This is a genomic window from Pseudomonas sp. R4-34-07, from assembly GCF_003852375.1.
GTDB lineage: Bacteria > Pseudomonadota > Gammaproteobacteria > Pseudomonadales > Pseudomonadaceae > Aquipseudomonas.
Genome location: NZ_CP027760.1, coordinates 139649 through 157595, shown reverse-complemented (window position 1 = coordinate 157595; position 17947 = coordinate 139649). Strand labels below are relative to the sequence as shown.

Genomic DNA, 17947 nt, shown 5'->3' with positions numbered 1-17947 from the left:
ACTAACAGATGGGGCTACGGATGACTCAGTTCATCCCAGGCAGTTGGACTTTGGGCTTCACATCGTTTTGCACGATCGAGGCCATTGGAGCGACTACGCCTTGGCTTTTGAGCAATTGGCCCATGGTCGCCTTGATTCGGTACTGAGTAAATAACTGAATGTTCTTGATCTCTTCCAGGCGACGCGAAGCGGTGAACAATTCGTTCTCGCTGTCGAGCAGGTCCAGCAGGGTACGTTGGCCCAGGCTGAACTGTTGCTGGTAGGAGGTGCGCACGCGCGTGCTGTGGTCCACATACTGCTGGGCCACCGGCAGTTGCGCGTTGGCATTGTTCAAGGCGTTCCAGGCCAGGCCCAGTTCTTCATTGAGCTGGCGCAGGGCGTTGTTGCGGATGTCCAGGGCCTGGTTGGCCTGGTACGACTTCGATTGCAGGTCGGCCTTGTTGCTGCCACCGGCAAACAGGTTGAAGCGCATGCGCACCATGGCTTCCCAGCCGTTGCTGTGGTTGGCGTCGCCGCCGACGTTGTTGTCGGCATTGGTGCCAAGCTCAGCATCAAAGCGCGGGTAGAAGCTGGACTTGGCGGCGGCGTACTGCTTCTCGGCGGCAGAGATGTCCGACTCGGCCGAGCGCAGGACCGGGCTGTTGTCGAGCATCTGGCGACGCGCTTCATTCAGGTCGGCCGGGAGCATGGCCATGAACGGCGCCGGGCGCTCAAGCTGGTCGGGCATCTGGCCAACGGCGCTGAGGTAGTTGGTTTGCGCATCCGCCAGGTTGGTCTGCTCGGTGATCAGGTTGTTGCGGGCCTGGGCCAGACGCGCTTCGGCCTGGTCCTGGTCGGCACCGTTACCGACGCCGCGCTGGGTGCGCAGCTTGATCTGATCGTAAATGCGTTCGTGGTTGCGCAGGTTGTCTTCGGCCAGGCGCACGAACTCGCGACGGGTCAACACTTCCAGGTAGACCTGGGCAACGGTCAACGCGGTGCGCTCGGATGTACCGAGCAGGGAATAGGCACGGGCGTTGACGTTGGCTTGTTGACGCCCGACTTCGCTGGAGGTGGCGAAACCGTCAAAAATCATTTGTTGCAGGCGCAGGCTGGACTCGCCGCGATTGAGGGTTTCCCAGTGGTTGCCGCCTGTGCCATTGGCGAGGCGGGTGGAGGCGTTATCGGTGCCTGCACGGCCATAGCCGGCATTCAAATCGACACGCGGCAGATACCCACCCTGCGCCGCACGCAGCTGGTAATCGGCGGCGATACGGCTGTTCACACCGGCCTGAATCTCAGGGTGCACATCCAGTGCCTGCTGCATGGCTTGGGGCAGTGTTTGAGCCTGGACAAAACTGGCGGCGAGAACGAACGGTATTGCCTTAAGCAGGTGCAGACGCATTAAAAAATTCCCCAGGACTTCTTGTCTCAAATCACAGCGATTGGCGCCGCTGCGTCGGATAATGGCTACCGTAATGACCGTACGTCGGAAAGTTCAAATAGCGGAACTGCTTCACACATGTAGGACGGTTCGCCGCATAAATATCAATGTGACATTACGGAGGCGATTGTTTAGGATGGCGACCATAAGGTCAATAGTTTGGCAGAAACTAGATAACTAAAAATTCCAGCCAAATATTTGACGCCAGTAACTATCTAGACTACGCCCCCTCCAGTTTGGCCCTACTCTTAAGTGGCCACATGGAAATCATCAGAAACGGATCGCCGGAGAAATATTTAATGAGCAATGTTGTTGCCATCGTCAAAAGCATTGTTGGTCAAGTGTTCGTTATTTCTCCGGAAGGAACGCGCCGTGTTCTGGTTGAGGGTGATCGCCTGTTCGCGGGCGACCAGATTGACACGGGCCTGTCGGGCGCGGTGAGCCTGGAACTGGCTGATGGGCGCACACTGGACCTGGGCCGCGACACCCAGTGGAGCGCCGACATGCCGGACTCCACTGCCGACCTGGCCGCCGCCACCGAACAGGCCGCGCCGTCGGTAGCCGAACTGCAACAAGCCATCGCCGCCGGTGCCGACCCGACCACCGACCTGGAAGCCACGGCCGCTGGCGCAACCGCTGCCGGTAATGGCGCCGCAGGCGGGGGCCACAGCTTTGTGGTGCTGGACGCGACCGCCGGCCGTGTCGATCCGACCATCGGTTTTCCCACCGCCCCTATCGGCCAGGGCACGTCAACCCTGAACACCTTTACGGGTGCCCAGGCTTCTACCGGCAACGGCAACCTGGCGCTGCAGCCTGCGACCCTGAGCCTGAGCGCCACGCCTAGCATCACCGAAGCCGGAGGCGTGCTGACCTACACCGCCACAGTGACCCAGCCCGGCACCAGCGACTTGACCATTACTCTGTCCAACGGCGCGGTGATTACCATCCCGTCCGGCCAACTGACCGGCACCGTCAACGTGCCCCTGGCACCTAACGACAGCCCGTACATCGACGCCAGCCAGATCAGCGTCAACGTCACCGGCACCACCGGCGGCAACAACCTGGTGCTGACCCTCGACCCTAACCCGGCCGTGACGCAGATTACCGACACCCTCGACACCACCACCGTGACCTTGACGGCCGGTTCGAGCGTGACCGAAGGCGGGCAGATCACTTACACCGCGACCTTGACCAACCCGGCGCAGACGCCGGTGAACGTCACTTTGAGCAATGGCTCGGTGATCACTATCAAAGCCGGCGAGTCGACGGGTACGGTCGTGGTCGATACTCCGGCCAACGACGTCTACGTTAATGGGTCGACTGTCAGCACCACTATTACCGGCGCAACCGGCGGCAACTTTGAAAACCTGGTGCCGAGCACCACGCCTGCGGTCACTACGATTACCGATTCGGTTGATACCACCACCGTCACGCTGACGGCGGGTTCGACTGTGACCGAAGGCGGTCAGATCACCTACACCGCTACCCTGACCAACCCGGCGCAGACGCCGGTGAACGTCACCCTGAGCAATGGCTCGGTGATCACCATCAAGGCCGGCGAGTCCGTGGGCACCGTTGTGGTCGATACCCCGGCCAACGATGTCTACGTTAACGGTTCAACCGTCAGCACCACGATCACCGGTGCCACCGGCGGTAATTTTGAAAACCTGGTACCGAGCACAACGCCTGCCGTTACGACCATCACTGATTCGGTCGACGCCACCGCCGTTACGCTGACAGCCGACACGAGCGTGACCGAAGGCGGCCAGATCACCTACACCGCTACCCTGACCAACCCGGCGCAGACGCCGGTGAACGTCACCTTGAGCAATGGCTCGGTGATCACTATCAAGGCCGGCGAGTCCGTGGGCACCGTGGTGGTCGATACCCCTGCCAACGATGTCTACGTTAACGGTTCGACCGTCAGCACCACGATCACCGGTGCCAGCGGCGGCAACTTTGAAAACCTGGTACCGAGCACAACGCCTGCCGTTACGACCATCAATGACTCGGTCGACGCCACCGCCGTTACGCTGACTGCCGACACGAACGTGACCGAAGGTGGCCAGATCACCTACACCGCCACCCTGACCAACCCAGCGCAGACGCCGGTGAACGTCACCTTGAGCAATGGCTCGGTGATCACCATCAAGGCGGGCGAGTCGGTAGGCAGCGTGGTCGTCGACACGCCGGCGAACGATGTCTACGTCAACGGCAGCACCATCAGCACCACCATTACTGGCGCAACCGGCGGTAACTTCGAAAGCCTGGTGCCGAGCACGACGCCAGCGGTTACCACCATTACCGACTCCATCGACGCCACCACTGTCACCCTGACAGCCGACACGGCTGTGAGCGAAGGCGGGCAGATCACTTACACTGCCACCCTGACCAATCCGGCGCTAACGCCGGTGAACGTCACCTTGAGCAATGGCTCGGTGATCACTATCAAGGCCGGCGAGTCCGTGGGCAGCATAGTCGTCGATACGCCGCCCAACGATGTCTACGTCAACGGCAGCACCATCAGCACCACCATTACTGGCGCAACCGGCGGCAACTTTGAAAACCTGGTGCCGAGTACGACGCCTGCCGTTACGACCATCACTGATTCGGTCGACGCCACCGCCGTTACGCTAACAGCCGACGCGAACGTCACCGAAGGCGGCCAGATCACCTACACCGCCACCTTGACCAATCCGGCGCAAACGCCGGTGAACGTCACTTTGAGCAATGGCTCGGTAATTACTATCAAGGCGGGTGAATCGACCGGAACGGTTGTGGTCGATACCCCAGCCAACGATGTCTACGTTAATGGTTCGACTGTCACCACTACTATCACGAGTGCCACCGGCGGCAACTTCGAAAGCCTAGTACCGAGCACAACGCCTGCCGTTACGAACATCACTGATTCGGTTGATACCACCGCCGTTACGCTAACAGCCGACGCGAACGTCACCGAAGGCGGCCAGATCACCTACACCGCCACCTTGACCAACCTGGCGCAGACGCCGGTGAACGTGACCTTGAGCAATGGCTCGGTGATCACTATCAAGGCGGGTGAATCGACGGGCACGGTCGTGGTCGATACCCCGGCCAACGATGTCTACGTTAACGGTTCGACTGTCAGCACTACCATCACGGGCGTAACCGGCGGCAACTTTGAAAATCTGGTGCCGAGTACGACGCCTGCGATCACCACCATTACCGACTCCATCGACACCACGACCGTCACGCTGACAGCGCCGATCACGGCGAGCGAAGGTGGGCAGATTACGTACACGGCGACGCTTTCCAATAAGGCGGACACTGATGTAACGCTGAAATTGGATAATGGGTCGTCGATTACCATCAAGGCTGGCGATACCGTGGGCACTGTGACGGTGCCTGCGCCGACCGATGACGTGTTCATCGATAAAAGCACTCAAACGGTCAAGATCACCGACGCGACTGGTGGCAACTTCGAGAAGCTGGAAGTTGCGGGTAGCGGTGCGACCACTACGATCAACGACACTATCGACAAAGTCGACGTTGTTCTGACCGCTACCACCACCGTTGGCGAAGGCGGCAACATTGTTTACACCGCCAGCCTTGTGGATAAAAACGGCGCACCGGTGACTAACATCACCAATCCGCTGACCGTTACTCTGGATAATGGCCAGAGCATCACCATCGGTGTGAATCAGTCGAGCGGTAGCGTTTCGGTTGTTGCGCCGGATGATGTGTACAAGGGCGACCAAACCGTCACGGCCGCTATCAAGGACGTGACCGGTGGCGAACACTTTGAAAACTTGGTGCCAGGTACTGCTCCGGTTAACACGACCGTAACCGATACGCCGGGTACCGATAACACCACGACCGTGACGTTGGCGGCTCCGTCCGAGGCGAGCGAGGGTGGTCAGATCACCTACACCGCGACGTTGAGCAACAAGGCCGGTACTGACGTCACTCTGAAGCTGGATAACGGTTCATCAATCACGATCAAAGCGGGCGATACAGTCGGCACCGTGACCGTCCCTGCGCCAAGCGATGACGTGTTCATCGATAAGAGCACTCAGACCGTTCGGATAACCGAGACCACTGGCGGCAACTTCGAAAAGCTGGAAGTTGCGGGTAACGGTGCGACGACGACAATCAACGACACCATCGACAAGGTCGATGTTGTTCTGACCGCCACGACCACCGTCGGCGAAGGCGGCAACATTGTTTACACCGCCAGCCTTGTGGATAAAAACGGCGCACCGGTGACTAACATCACCAATCCGCTGACCGTCACTTTGGATAATGGCCAGAGCATCACCATTGGTGTGAATCAGTCGAGCGGCAGCGTTTCGGTTGTTGCGCCGGATGACGTGTACAAGGGCGACCAGACCGTCACCGCCGCTATTCAAACTGTCACTGGCGGTGAGCATTTCGAAAACCTGGTTCCTGGCCCCACGCCGGTAAACACCACCGTTACTGATACTCCAGGCACTGACAACACCACCACCGTCACGCTGACAGCTCCGGCCGAGGCGAACGAAGGTGGTCAGATCACCTACACCGCTACGCTTTCTAATAAAGCGGGCAGTGACGTTACGCTGAAGTTGGACAACGGTTCGAGCATCACCATCAAGGCTGGCGACACCGTCGGCACTGTAACTGTGCCTGCGCCGATCGATGACGTGTTTATCGACAAGAGCAGCCAAACGGTCAAGATCACCGACGCCACGGGCGGCAACTTCGAAAAATTGGAAGTTGCGGGTAACGGTGCGACGACGACAATCAACGACACTATCGACAAGGTCGACGTGGTTCTGACCGCCACAAACACCGTCGGCGAAGGCGGCAACATCGTCTACACCGCCAGCCTTGTGGATAAGAACGGCGCGCCGGTGACTAACGTTACCAATCCGCTGACCGTCACTTTGGATAATGGCCAGAGCATCACCATTGGTGTGAATCAGTCGAGCGGCAGCGTTTCGGTTGTTGCGCCGGACGACGTGTACAAGGGCGACCAGACCGTCACCACTGCTATTCAAACTGTCACTGGTGGCGAGCACTTCGAGAATTTGGTGCCTGGCACTACGCCGGTTAACACCACCGTTACTGATACTCCAGGCACTGACAACACCACGACGGTCACGCTGACAGCTCCGGCCGCGGCGAACGAAGGTGGTCAGATCACCTACACCGCAACCTTGAGCAACAAGGCCGGTACTGACGTCACGCTGAAACTCGATAACGGTTCAAGCATCACCATCAAGGCTGGCGATACCGTTGGCACTGTGACCGTACCTGCTCCGACCGATGACGTGTTTATCGACAAGAGCAGCCAAACGGTCAAGATCACCGACGCCACCGGCGGCAATTTCGAAAAACTGGAAGTTGCAGGTAACGGTGCAACCACCACGATCAACGACACCATCGACAAAGTCGATGTAGTCCTGACCGCCACCACCACCGTTGGTGAAGGCGGCAATATTGTTTATACCGCCAGCCTTGTGGATAAAAACGGCGCGGCTGTAACCAACATCACCAATCCGTTGACCGTCACCTTGGATAACGGCCAGAACATCACCATTGGTGTGAATCAGTCGAGCGGTTCTGTTTCGGTTGTTGCGCCGGATGATGTCTACAAAGGCGACCAAACCGTTACTACGGCTATCAAAGACGTGACCGGTGGCGAGCATTTCGAGAATTTGGTGCCAGGTACTGCTCCAGTCAACACGACCGTAACCGATACGCCGGGTACCGATAACACTACGACCGTTACGCTGACTGCACCAAGCGCCGTTAGTGAAGGTGGTCAAATCACCTACACCGCCACGCTCTCAAATAAAGCGGGCAGTGACGTTACGCTGAAGTTGGACAACGGTTCGAGCATCACCATTAAAGCCGGCGATACCGTCGGGACCGTGACCGTCCCTGCGCCAAGCGATGATGTGTTTATCGATCAGAGCGCTCAGACCGTCAAGATCAGTGACGCCACTGGCGGCAACTTCGAAAAACTGGAAGTTGCGGGCGATGGCGCAAGCACCACGATCAACGACACCATCGACAAAGTCGATGTAGTCCTGACCGCCACCACCACCGTTGGCGAGGGCGGCAACATTGTTTATACCGCCAGCCTTGTGGATAAAAACGGCGCGGCTGTAACCAACATCACCAGCCCGCTGACCGTCACCCTGGATAACGGCCAGACGATCACCATCGGGGTAAACCAATCGAGCGGCAGCGTTTCGGTTGTAGCTCCCGATGATGTGTACAAGGGCGACCAAACCGTTACTACGGCTATCAAAGACGTGACCGGTGGCGAGCATTTCGAGAATTTGGTACCAGGTACTGCTCCGGTCAACACGACCGTAACCGATACGCCGGGTACAGATAACACCACGACTGTCACGCTGACCGCGCCAAGCGCCGTCAATGAAGGTGGCCAGATCACCTACACCGCCACCTTGAGCAACAAGGCCGGCAGTGACGTCACCCTGAAGTTGGATAACGGCTCCTCAATCATTGTTAAGGCTGGCGACACCGTCGGCACCGTGACCGTGGCAGCACCGAGCGATGACGTGTTCATCGACAAGAGCACTCAAACAGTCAAGATCACCGACGCTTCCGGCGGCAACTTCGAAAAACTGGAAGTCGCAGGCAACGGCGCGACCACCACGGTCAACGACACCATCGACAAGGTCGACGTGGTCCTGACCGCCACAAACACCGTCGGCGAAGGCGGCAACATCGTCTACACCGCCAGCCTTGTGGATAAAAACGGCACGCCGGTGAGCAACATCACCAATCCGCTGACTGTCACCCTGGATAACGGCCAAAGCATCACCATTGGTGTGAATCAATCGAGCGGTTCTGTTTCGGTTGTTGCGCCGGATGACGTCTACAAAGGCGATCAAACTGTCACCGCCGCTATCAATGGCGTGACCGGTGGCGAGCACTTCGAAAACCTAGTGCCGGGCACCGATAAAGTCACTACAGCTGTGACTGACACCCCAGGCACTGATAACACCACCACCGTAACCCTGACTGCGCCAAGCGCCGTCAACGAAGGTGGTCAGATCACCTACACCGCAACCTTGAGCAACAAGGCCGGCAGTGACGTCACCCTGAAGTTGGATAACGGCTCGTCGATCACTGTTAAGGCTGGCGACACTGTCGGCACCGTAACTGTGCCTGCTCCGACCGATGATGTGTTTATCGATAAGAGCACCCAGACCGTCAAGATCACCGACGCTTCCGGCGGCAACTTCGAGAAACTGGAAGTTGCAGGTAATGGTGCAACCACCACAATCAACGACACCATCGACAAGGTCGACGTGGTTCTGACCGCCACAACCACCGTTGGCGAAGGCGGCAACATCGTCTACACCGCCAGCCTTGTGGATAAAAACGGCGCGCCGGTGACTAACATCACCAATCCGCTGACCGTCACCCTGGATAACGGCCAGAGCATCACCATTGGGGTAAACCAATCGAGCGGTTCTGTTTCGGTTGTTGCACCGGATGACGTGTACAAGGGCGACCAGACTGTCACGGCCGCTATCAAGGGCGTGACCGGTGGCGAGCATTTCGAAAATCTCGTGCCTGGTACTGCTCCGGTCAACACGACCGTTACTGACACCCCAGGCACTGACAACGCCACCACAGTGACGCTGACTGCTCCGGCTGAAGCGAACGAAGGTGGTCAGATTACGTATACCGCGACCTTGAGCAACAAGGCCGGTACTGACGTAACTTTGAAGCTGGATCATGGCTCGTCGATCACCATCAAAGCGGGTGACACCGTCGGTACTGTGACCGTACCCGCACCGACCGATGACGTGTTCATCGACAAGAGCAGTCAGACTGTTCAGATCACCGAGACCACTGGTGGCAACTTCGAAAAACTGGAAGTTGCGGGTAACGGTGCGACGACAACGATTAACGACACCATCGACAAGATCGATGTAGTTCTGACCGCTACGACTACCGTTGGCGAAGGCGGCAGCATCGTCTACACCGCCAGCCTTGTGGATAAGAACGGCACGCCGGTGAATAACATCACCAATCCGCTGACTGTCACTCTGGATAACGGGCAGAGCATTACCATCGGTGTAAACCAAACGAGCGGTAGTGTTTCGGTTGTTGCGCCAGATGATGTGTACAAGGGCGACCAGACCGTCACCGCAGCCATCAAAGGCGTGACCGGTGGCGAGCATTTTGAAAACCTGGTGCCAGGTACTACAGCGGTTAACACTACTGTCACGGACACTCCGGGCACAGCTGATACCACTACCGTCACCCTGACTGCGCCAAGTGCAGTTAACGAAGGTGGTCAGATCACCTACACCGCGACCTTGAGCAACAAGGCAGGTACTGATGTAACGCTGAAACTCGACAACGGTTCGAGCATCATCATCAAGGCTGGCGATACCGTCGGCACCGTGACCGTGCCTGCTCCGACTGATGACGTGTTTATCGATAAGAGCGCTCAGACCGTCAAAATCACCGACGCTTCTGGCGGCAACTTCGAAAAACTGGAAGTCGCAGGCAACGGCGCAACCACCACGATCAACGACACCATCGACAAAGTTGACGTCGTCCTGACCGCCACTCCTACCGTCGGCGAAGGCGGCAATATCGTCTACACCGCTACCCTTGTGGATAAAAACGGCGCGCTGGTGAGCAACATCACCAATCCGCTGACTGTCACTCTGGACAACGGTAAAACCATCACCATCGGCGTGAACCAATCCAGCGGCACGGTTACCAGCGTGGCACCAAACGACGTCTACAAAGGCGATCAAACCGTCACCGCATCAATCAAAGGCGTCACCGGTGGCGAGCACTTTGAAAATCTGGTGCCGGGTTCCACGCCGGTTAACACCACTGTTACCGATACACCGGGCACTGACAACACCACTACCGTCACACTGACCGCGCCAACCGCCGTGAACGAAGGTGGCCAGATTACGTACACCGCCACGCTTTCCAACAAAGCAGGCAGCGACGTCACCCTGAAGTTGGATAACGGTTCGAGCATCACCATCAAGGCCGGCAACACCGTCGGCACCGTGACCGTACCTGCTCCGACCGATGACGTGTTCATCGACAAGAGCACTCAGACGGTTCAGATTACCGAAACCACTGGCGGCAACTTCGAGAAACTGGAAGTTGCAGGCAACGGCGCAACCACCACCATCAACGACACCATCGACAAGGTCGATGTAGTTCTGACCGCCACTCCTACCGTTGGCGAAGGCGGCAACATCGTCTACACCGCTACCCTTGTGGATAAAAACGGCGCGCCGGTGACTAACATCACCAACCCGCTGACCGTGACCCTGGATAACGGCCAAAGCATCACCATCGGCGTGAACCAATCCAGCGGCACGGTTACCAGCGTGGCACCGAACGACGTCTACAAAGGCGATCAAACCGTCACCACCGCCATTAAAGGCGTGACCGGTGGCGAGCACTTTGAAAATCTGGTGCCGGGTACCACAGCGGTTAACACGACCGTCACGGATACCCCGGGCAGCACCGACCTCACCAGCGTCACGCTGACCGCGCCGAGCGCCGTCAACGAAGGTGGTCAAATCACCTACACCGCCACGCTTTCTAATAAAGCAGGCAGCGACGTCACGTTAAAATTGGATAACGGCTCTTCGATCACTATTAAAGCGGGCGACACCGTCGGTACCGTGACTGTGCCTGCTCCGACCGATGATGTGTTCATCGACAAGAGCACTCAAACGGTCAAGATTACTGACGCCACGGGCGGCAACTTCGAGAAACTGGAAGTCGCAGGCAATGGCGCAACCACCACCATCAACGACACCATCGACAAGGTCGATGTAGTTCTGACCGCCACTCCTACCGTTGGCGAGGGCGGCAATATCGTCTACACCGCTACCCTTGTGGATAAAAACGGCGCGTTGGTGAACAACACCACCAATCCGCTAACCGTCACTCTGGACAACGGCAAAACCATCACCATCGGCGTGAACCAATCCAGCGGCACGGTTACCAGCGTGGCACCAAACGACGTCTACAAAGGCGATCAAACCGTCAACGCAGCTATCAAAGGCGTGACCGGTGGCGAACATTTCGAAAATCTGGTGCCAGGCACCACCGCAGTGAATACCACTGTCACGGATACTCCGGGCACTGCTGATACCACTACTGTCACCCTGACCGCGCCAAGTGCAGTTAACGAAGGTGGACAGATCACCTACACCGCGACCCTGAGCAACAAGGCCGGCAGTGACGTCACCCTGAAGTTGGATAACGGTTCGAGCATTACAATCAAGGCTGGCGACACTGTCGGCACCGTAACTGTGCCTGCCCCTACCGATGATGTGTTCATCGACAAAAGCACCCAGACCGTCAAGATCACCGACGCGACTGGTGGCAACTTCGAGAAGCTTGCAGTCGCGGGCAACGGCGCAACCACCACCATCAACGACACCATCGACAAGGTCGATGTGGTTCTGACCGCCACTCCTACCGTCGGCGAAGGCGGCAACATCGTCTACACCGCCAGCCTTGTGGATAAGAACGGCACGCCGGTGAATAACATCACCAATCCGCTGACTGTCACTCTGGATAACGGGCAGAGCATTACCATCGGTGTAAACCAAACGAGCGGTAGTGTTTCGGTTGTTGCGCCAGATGATGTGTACAAGGGCGACCAGACCGTCACCGCAGCCATCAAAGGCGTGACCGGTGGCGAGCATTTTGAAAACCTGGTGCCAGGTACTACAGCGGTTAACACTACTGTCACGGACACTCCGGGCACAGCTGATACCACTACCGTCACCCTGACTGCGCCAAGTGCAGTTAACGAAGGTGGTCAGATCACCTACACCGCGACCTTGAGCAACAAGGCAGGTACTGATGTAACGCTGAAACTCGACAACGGTTCGAGCATCATCATCAAGGCTGGCGATACCGTCGGCACCGTGACCGTGCCTGCTCCGACTGATGACGTGTTTATCGATAAGAGCGCTCAGACCGTCAAAATCACCGACGCTTCCGGCGGCAACTTCGAAAAACTGGAAGTCGCAGGCAACGGCGCAACCACCACCATCAACGACACCATCGACAAAGTTGACGTCGTCCTGACCGCCACTCCTACCGTCGGCGAAGGCGGCAATATCGTCTACACCGCTACCCTTGTGGATAAAAACGGCGCGCTGGTGAATAACATCACCAATCCGCTGACTGTCACTCTGGATAACGGTAAAACCATCACCATCGGCGTAAACCAATCCAGCGGCACGCTCACCACCGTGGCACCAAACGACGTTTACAAAGGCGATCAAACCGTCACCGCAGCTATCAAAGGCGTGACCGGTGGCGAACATTTCGAAAATCTGGTGCCGGGAACTACAGCGGTTAACACGACCGTCACGGATACTCCGGGCACTGCTGATACCACTACCGTCACCCTGACAGCGCCAACCGCAGTCAACGAAGGTGGACAGATTACGTACACCGCTACGCTTTCCAACAAAGCAGGCAGTGACGTCACGCTGAAACTCGACAACGGCTCGTCGATCACCATCAAAGCGGGTAATACCGTCGGCACCGTGACCGTACCTGCTCCGACCGATGATGTGTTCATCGACAAGAGCACCCAAACGGTCAAGATCACCGACGCAACTGGCGGCAACTTCGAAAAACTGGAAGTCGCGGGCAATGGCGCAACCACCACGATCAACGACACCATCGACAAGGTCGATGTGGTTCTGACCGCCACTCCTACCGTCGGCGAAGGCGGCAATATCGCCTACACCGCTACCCTTGTGGATAAAAACGGCGCGCTGGTGAACAACACTACCAATCCGCTGACCGTCACTCTGGACAACGGCAAAACCATCACCATTGGTGTAAACCAATCCAGCGGCACGCTCACCACGGTGGCACCAAACGACGTTTACAAAGGCGATCAAACCGTCACCACCTCTATCAAAAGCGTGACCGGTGGCGAGCATTTCGAAAACCTGGTGCCGGGTACCACAGCGGTTAATACGACCGTCACGGATACCCCAGGCAACACCGACCTCACCAGCGTCACGCTGACCGCGCCAAGCGCCGTCAACGAGGGTGGCCAGATCACCTACACCGCCACCTTGAGCAACAAGGCCGGCAGCGACGTCACCCTGAAGTTGGATAACGGTTCGAGCATCACGATCAAGGCTGGCGAGACCGTTGGCACCGTAACTGTGCCCGCGCCAAGCGATGACGTGTTCATCGACAAGAGCACTCAAACGGTCAAGATCACCGACGCAACTGGCGGCAACTTCGAAAAACTGGCAGTCGCAGACAACGGCGCAACGACGACGATCAACGACACCATCGACGATGTAACCGTGGTGCTCAAGGCCACGGGTTCGGTCAGCGAGGGCGGGCAGATCGTCTACACCGCGTCGCTGGTCGACAAAAATGGTGCGGCGGTGACCAACGTCGGTTCCGACCTGGTGGTGAAGCTGGATAACGGCTCGACCATTACCATCGGCAGCGGCAAGTCCAGCAGCTTCACCACCGCCACCGCGCCGAACGATGCGTATGTCGGCGCCAATGATGTCACTGCCAAAATCAGTGCCGTAGTCAGTGGCGGCGACAAATACGAACACTTGATGGTCGACGGCAGCACCGTGGTCACCAAAGTCACGGATGTGGTCACCAACACTACCCTCAGCATCAGCGGCGACGCTTCGGTGACCGAAGGTGGTACGGCGCACTACGCCCTGACCTTGAGCAACCCGGCGCAAACCGACGTGACCGTCACCCTCAAGTACAGCGGCACGGCCACCGATGGTTCGGATTTCAATGGTGTGTACACCGTGAAGATCCCGGCCGGCGCCAGCAGCGTGCCGTTTGATATCCGCACACTTGACGACCGAATCACCGAGCCGACCGAAAAAATCGTCATCACCATCGACAAGGCCACCGGGGGCAACTTCGAGAACCTGGTGATCGACAAGGGCACGGTCAGCACTGACATCCTCGACAACGATGCGCCGCCGGTTATCGACCTGGACGCCAACAACTCCAGCGGTGCCAGCGGCAACGACTTCAAGACCTCCTTCACCGAAGGCACCGCCGGGCCGGGTGTGTCGATTGCCGACACCGATATCAAGATCACCGATCCGGACAGCACCCTGCTGACGGGCGCAACGGTCACCCTGACCAACGCCCAAGCCGGTGATGCCTTGAACCTGGGCAACAGCGTGAACGGCATCAGCGTCAGCACCAACAATCAGACGGGCACCATCACCCTGACGTTGTCGGGCAGCGCGACGCTGGCTGACTACATGCAGCGTATCCAGAACATCACGTTCACCAACACCAGCCACGACCCAAGCACCACGCCGCGCACCATTACCGTGGCGGTGACCGACGGCGGCAATTACTCCAACGTCGCCACCACCACAGTCAACGTGGTGGCGGTCAACGATGCGCCAGTGGCAACGGGCGGGGCCGTGACCGGTACGGAAGACACTGCGCTGGCCTTGACCTGGGCAAACTTCGGCGTGAGCGACGTGGACTCGCCATCAGCCAGCCTCGGCGTGAAAATCACCGACCTGCCGGTGGCCGGCAAACTGCAATACCTGGCAACCGACGGCACCACCTGGACCAACGTGACCAGCGGCCAGACCTTTACCAAAGCCCAGATCGATGGCGGCCAGTTACGCTTTACGCCAAACGCCAACGAGTCCGGCACCGACGGTTATGGCGGCACGGGCATCGGTAATAAGCAGGCCGATTACGCACAGTTCAAGTTCCAGCCCACCGACGGCAAGGACCTGGGCACCAGCGCCACGGTGAAAGTCGATATCACCCCGGTGGCCGACGCGCCAACCCTGGGTGTGGCTGACAACAACGTCAACTCGGTCGGCCTGATCAAGCAGAGCTGGAACAGCCTTCCCGGCCTTGGCACCAACGGCAACGGCGCCGCACCGGACGTGCTGAAAAAAGCCATCGATGGCGCCGGCACGCCGAACAGCACGGCGGTGGTGACCAATGTCGAGTCCACCACCGACGTTACCCCCGGTTCAGGCGGAAAAATCTCCGGCCTGATGTATATGGAAGCCGGTAAGAACTACACCTTCAGCGGCGTCGCCGATGACAGCCTGCTGATCAACGTCGGCGGTAAAGACGTGGCCAGCGGCCTGTGGGGCACCAACAGCGGCAAGTTCAGCGGCACGTTCACGCCGGCGGTCAGCGGTTACTACAGCCTTGAGATCTATCAGGCCAACCAGGCGGGCCCCGGTAGCTTTGACGTCAACCTGTCGATCAATGGCGGCGCGACGCAGAACTTGAGCACCAGCAACGTCCCGCTGTACACCGGCATTGCCGACCTGACCAACGCCGGCGTGACCGTGTCCGACCTGCATGGCAGCAACGGTGACGGTTACTACGTGGGTTATAAGCTCAACGAAGGCCTGGAAAACGGCAGCGTCAAACTGTCCAAGATCACCACCGCGCTGACCGACACCGATGGTTCGGAAACCTTGGCGGTGAAGATCGGTGGCATTCCGGCAGGCTCGGTGCTTACCGACGCTTCGGGACACACCTTCACGGCGACGAAAACCGTGGGCGAAGTCAACGTCAACGGCTGGGACCTGGGCACCCTGACCATCAAGCCGCCGACCTATTACAGCGGCCAGTTCAACCTGACCGTGACCTCGACGTCTACCGAAAGCATCGGCGGCTCGGCGACCACCACCGCGCAATTGCCGGTGACGGTCTACCCGGCGGCGTATAACTCGGTAACCGGCACGTCGGGCAGCGACTCGATCATCGGCACCGACGGCAACGACATCGTCGTGGCCGACATCGGCGGCCTGAACGTGGTGCAGGGCAAGAACTACAACCTTGCCTTCATGGTGGACAGTTCCGGCAGCATGAGCACCGCATCGATCGACGCGGCGAAGGCTTCATTGACCACGGTGTTCAACTCGCTGAAAAACAGCCTGGGCGCCAACACATCGGGCACGGTGAATATCTTCCTGGCCGACTTCGATAGCCAGGTGAACAAGTCGATTGCCATCAACCTCAATGCCCCCAATGCGCTGGCCCAGCTCAAAGTGGTGCTCGACTCGATGGTGTCGGAAGGCGGCACCAACTACGAAGACGTGTTCAAGACCACCGCCAACTTCTTCCAGAGCGACCTGGCGAGCAAAAACACCGGTGCGACTAACCTGACGTACTTCATCACCGACGGCCAGCCGACGTTCTACCAGAGCGGCGAGCAGACCAACCTGACGCTGTACGGCAACGTCAAGTTCGACGACGTGGTGACGACGGCCAACTACACACCCGGCACCTCGGTCGGCAAATACCTGGATAACACCCATTACTTCAGCATCGACACCTCGGGTGCCGCTCAACTGCAAACCTGGAACGGCTTCTGGTGGACGGCCAACAATCTGGGCACGGTCCGCGCTCAGGGCGACGGCACCTTTGAGCTGTCCAATCTTGACGGCCGGGGCAACAGCACCGACACCGCAACAGCGGCCAACTCCAAGAGCGCCTTTGCGTTGCTGGGCGGGCTGTCGCAAGTGGAGGCGATCGGCATCAACAGCGACATCAGCCTCAGCGACCTGAAGCCTTACGACAGCGATGGCAAGCCACAGGCCAATATCGATCCGAAAGACCTGGCCAACGCCATCCTCGGCCATACCGAGGCGACTCTGCCGGGTGCGGACAGCATCAGCGGTGGCGACGGCAATGACATTCTCTTTGGCGACCTGGTGAGCTTCAGCGGGGTGACCGGCGAGGGTTACAACGCATTGCAGGCTTTCGTGGCGCAGAAAGCCGGTGTGGCTGTCTCGGCGGTTAGCACCTCGAACGTGCACCAGTACGTCACCGAGCATTACGCGGACTTCGACGTGTCCGGCGCCAAGGACGGCAACGACACGCTGCTCGGCGGCAATGGCGATGACATTCTGTTCGGCCAGGGCGGCAACGACGTGCTGGACGGCGGCAAGGGCAATGACATCTTGCTGGGCGGTACCGGCAACGACACGTTGATGGGCGGTCAGGGCAACGACATCCTGATCGGCGGTGCGGGTGCCGACACCTTCGTGTGGAAATCCGGTGACATCGGCAACGATGTGATCAAGGACTTCAAGGCGTCGGAAGGTGACCGGATTGACCTGCGTGATCTGTTGAAGGGCGAGACGGACAGCACCATCGACAACTACCTCAAGATCACCACGGTAGAAGGCGTGTCGACCCTGCAAGTGAGCAGCGAAGGCAAGCTCAACGCCGCCGGTGGCCTGGCCAATGCGGATGTGACCATCAAGCTGGAAGGCAATGATTGGTCCCACACCAACATCAACTCGCTGATCAGCGGTGCCGACCCGACCATCAAGATCGATCACACCGCCTAAGCTTGGGTTTATCGGCCGCCCTCGAGGCGGCCGATTTATTTGGGCGATACGTTGCTGGCCCTGGCGGCCGGTTGCATCGCATACTCGCGCTTATCAACACACGACCGCCCTATGCGGCAGACGATGTGTGGCTTTTTTCGAGGGGGTT

General features: G+C 58.5%; 2 protein-coding genes. One reads left to right on the top strand and one right to left on the bottom strand.

Features of this window, described 5'->3' with window-relative positions:
- Positions 1-25: 25 nt before the first annotated feature.
- Positions 26-1384 (bottom strand): TolC family outer membrane protein, encoded by a 1359-nt coding sequence (locus C4J85_RS00655; RefSeq protein WP_124360682.1) that lies wholly within the window; start codon positions 1382-1384, stop codon positions 26-28.
- Between the two features lie 338 nt (positions 1385-1722).
- Here C4J85_RS00655 and C4J85_RS00650 point away from each other — a divergent pair, with 338 nt between their 5' ends.
- Positions 1723-17799 (top strand): LapA family giant adhesin, encoded by a 16077-nt coding sequence (locus C4J85_RS00650; protein ID WP_124408744.1) that lies wholly within the window; start codon positions 1723-1725, stop codon positions 17797-17799.
- The last annotated feature ends 148 nt before the right edge of the window (positions 17800-17947 follow it).

Excerpts from the sequence above, each read along its gene's own strand:
- C4J85_RS00655 (WP_124360682.1), bottom strand. The coding sequence starts at position 1,384 with ATGCGTCTGCACCTGCTTAAGGCAATACCGTTCGTTCTCGCCGCCAGT.
- C4J85_RS00650 (WP_124408744.1), top strand. The coding sequence starts at position 1,723 with ATGAGCAATGTTGTTGCCATCGTCAAAAGCATTGTTGGTCAAGTGTTC.